Genomic DNA, 3,090 nt, shown 5'->3' with positions numbered 1-3,090 from the left:
TGGATCGATCGGCGATGCGTGACCAGGTCAGCGCGGATGTCGGTCAGCTGCCTTTCGTGGGTCAGCCGCACTTTCTGTGTCGCTTGGCCACCTTGTAGCTCGATGCGCTTCATTTCGCGCTGGCCCTCCAAGAGCCCCGCCTGCAGGGTTCCCCAAGGGGTCTTTAGCTGTCCTACAATCCAGATCGTATCGCCGGCGCATGCACGGGTTGCAGGTCCGTACGTTGAGCGGGTGGTGTGGTACAATGGCCTCCAAAGGGCATCGAGATCAGCCTGCAGCTCCCGCTCCTAATAGAACGGGGTCGCTGCAGACGGGGGCTGCGCAGAGACAACCAGTTTCCGAGGGACGAAGTGTATGAACTGATGAGGCATAGTTCCCCCTGAAACAGCTTTGTCGCCGGCACGACGAGCCCATTGGATTCCAAACTCCGCAGCCCAGTGCCTCGGAAGAGTGCGTGCGCTAGAAAGCCATCAAGCGATAGGCCTTGCCCGTGCTGAATTGAAAGCTGCAATGATCGCGTCTGCCAGTTGTCTTTTTCTTTGCTCACCTAGCTGAGCGTCCGAAGGCTCATCGCCAAAGAAGGGCTCAATTAGTGCCGACGGATGTATCTGTGTGAGACTGAGATGTCCGCGCCCGCCAGCACTTTGATCCTTCAGCCCCCGATTCAGACGGCCGGTTCGATTGTAAAGCGTGACGAACTCGTTCTGTAGCGCCTGCGCCCACGCCTGCGATCGAGGATGCGCGAACAAGGTCTCGGTTCACCTGCGCCTTGCCGGACACACTGCGCTTCCATCCCGAATGCTGGCATCCGACGGCGAAGCGGTATCCTGCGATGGTAGCGCTGGTTGAAGGGCTACCCCGCGCGGCGATCCATCGGACCTATCTCCACCCGGATGGCGCTGGCAAGGCCGATGCTGAGCCGACCAAGGCCATGCAGGGCGCAACCTCTGGCGGCGCTGGTGTAGAACTCCTGCGCGGTGTGGCCGCTGTCATCGGCGAACTTCTTGATCAGGTATTCGTAGCCATTGCCAAGCTCGTCCTCGGGCACGGCGGCGAGGGTCAGATCGTGCTTGGAAAAATGCTCGATCAGGTTCTTCAGCGTGCTGTCCGGCGTCTGGGCCTTGTCGGTCCAGTTTGCGTTGCCGAAGACGCCCTGCAGGCGTTCGGGATTGGCGGCCTCGATGGCGAGGAAGGCCGACAGCAGCGCCCGCCCCACATCGCGCGGTGCTGCGCGCACGTCGTTCCAATGCGCGCCTTCGGGGATCACGAAGCGGTCGTTGGCGGTGTCGGTGGCATAGCCCTCGTCGTCGGTTTCATCGAGTGCCTGCTGGTAATCACCGTCCCAGACGTCGGACAGTCGTTTGAAGAACAACAGCGGAAAGATGTACTGCTTGTAGTCGCTGGCATCGATGAGGCCGCGCAGCAGGGTGGCGGCACCCCAGAGATAGCTTTCGAGTTCGCGCTGGGTCAGCCCGCTCATTGCAGCCACCCTCCTTCGACCAGCACCTTGCGCAGGTGGTCCTCGGCCGCCCGAGCGTCGGCCAGCGCGGTCTTGAACGCATCGACGGCTTCGGGCAGCGGCGGGATGTCCTGGCCAATGGGCGGCAGGACGTAGCGCGAGATGTTCAGGGTCCAGCCTTCCTTCTTGATCTCGTCCAGCGTCGCCACCTTGGCGCGATCCTCGACATCCTCGAAGGCGCGGTACCAGTCGACGATCTGGTTGCTGTGCTCCTGATCGAGGAAGTTCTGCGCCCGGCCTTTGCGGAACAGGCTCGAGGCGTCGATGATCAGGACCTTGTTCTTGCGGGCCTCGGGCTTCTTGCGGCGCAGGATGACGACACACCCAGCCAGCTGCGTCCCGTAAAACAGGTTCGGCGCAAGGCCGACGACCGCCTCGACCATGTCCTTTTCCAGCAGGGCCTGCCGGATCGAGCCTTCGGCCGACTTCCGAAACAGCGCGCCCTGCGGCAGCACGACGGCCATGCGGCTGTTTCCGGTCGGCGCCATGGATGCGATCATGTGCTGGACAAAGGCGTAGTCGCCATAGCTTTCCGGCGGGATGCCGTACTGGGCCCGTCCCCAGGGGTCGGCCTCCCACAGGTCACGCCCCCATTCCTTGAGCGAGAAAGGTGGGTTCGCGATGACACAGTCGAAGGTGGCAAGGCCGCCCGTGCTGGAATCCGTGAAGGCCGGATTGCGCAGGGTGTCCTCGCGGGCAACCTGGAAATCCTCGATCCCGTGCAGGACGAGGTTCATCCGCGCGATCGCAGCGGTGGTCAGGTTCTTCTCTTGGCCATAGATCTTGCCGTAGAAGGTGCGCGGATCGCCGCCCTTGCGCATCACATGCTCGATAGCCCCTAGCAGCATACCGCCCGTGCCGCAGGCGGGGTCGTAGATGCTTTCGCTCTCCTGAGGGTCGAGGATTTCGACCATCATGCGCACGACGCTGCGTGGCGTGTAGAACTCGCCCGCCTTGTTGCGGCGGGTGACGTCGGCAAACTTGCCCACCAGATATTCGTAGGCGTCGCCCAGCACGTCGGTGCTGACGGTGGTGTTGCCGAGCCCGATCTCCGAGAAACCCTCGATCAGATCCTTCAGCAACTCGTCGGAGAACTTCTCTTTGTTTCCCCAGTCGGCCGAACCAAAGACGCGGAACAGCGTGTCCGGATTGGCCCGCTCGATCTCCTGCATAGCCCTCTGGAGGGCCGCACCGACGTTGGCCGCGACTTCCCTGATGTCGTTCCAGTGGCAGCCCTCAGGCAGCACGAAGCGATGCACTTCGGGAAACAAGGAAGGGTCGGCTTCGCCATAGACCTCTCGAGCCTCGGCCGTTTCTTCGTCCCAGACGTCGGAAATGCGCTTGAAGAACAGCAAAGGAAGAATGTAGCCCTTCCAATCCGTCCGATCGACAGCGGAGCCGCGAAGAGTACTCGCGGCGTCCCACATCGCAGATTTCAACCTAAGATTATCGTTCGTCAAAACTCGCATTCTTTACTCTGGGTGCAACCAAAGGCTCTTAGGGTCAGGATGCATTGATTTCGCGGGAACAGCATGATTCACGGCTTTGAAAACGGAGCGGTGACATGAGCG

General features: G+C 61.5%; 2 protein-coding genes and 1 pseudogene. 1 reads left to right on the top strand and 2 read right to left on the bottom strand.

What is annotated here, in order from left to right; genetic code table 11:
• Positions 1–769 precede the first annotated feature (769 nt).
• A pseudogene (locus FHD68_RS19950) lies at positions 770–898 on the top strand (DUF7146 domain-containing protein); the annotation flags it as partial.
• Here FHD68_RS19950 and FHD68_RS18150 read toward each other — a convergent pair.
• Together FHD68_RS18150 and FHD68_RS18145 are read right to left on the bottom strand one after the other, a co-directional pair.
• On the bottom strand, positions 854–1,480 hold the full coding sequence (locus FHD68_RS18150; protein WP_208863812.1) for a type I restriction-modification system subunit M N-terminal domain-containing protein: 627 nt from the start codon (positions 1,478–1,480) through the stop codon (positions 854–856). The pseudogene FHD68_RS19950 and the gene FHD68_RS18150 sit on opposite strands and share 45 nt — an antisense overlap.
• Positions 1,477–2,958, bottom strand: coding sequence for a type I restriction-modification system subunit M (locus FHD68_RS18145; protein ID WP_208863811.1), 1,482 nt, complete (start codon positions 2,956–2,958; stop codon positions 1,477–1,479). Before FHD68_RS18145 ends, FHD68_RS18150 begins: the two co-directional genes overlap by 4 nt.
• Positions 2,959–3,090 lie beyond the last annotated feature (132 nt).

The organism is Paracoccus marcusii (assembly GCF_006151785.1).
Classification (GTDB): domain Bacteria; phylum Pseudomonadota; class Alphaproteobacteria; order Rhodobacterales; family Rhodobacteraceae; genus Paracoccus; species Paracoccus marcusii.
This window is presented reverse-complemented; position numbering and strand designations above follow the sequence as displayed.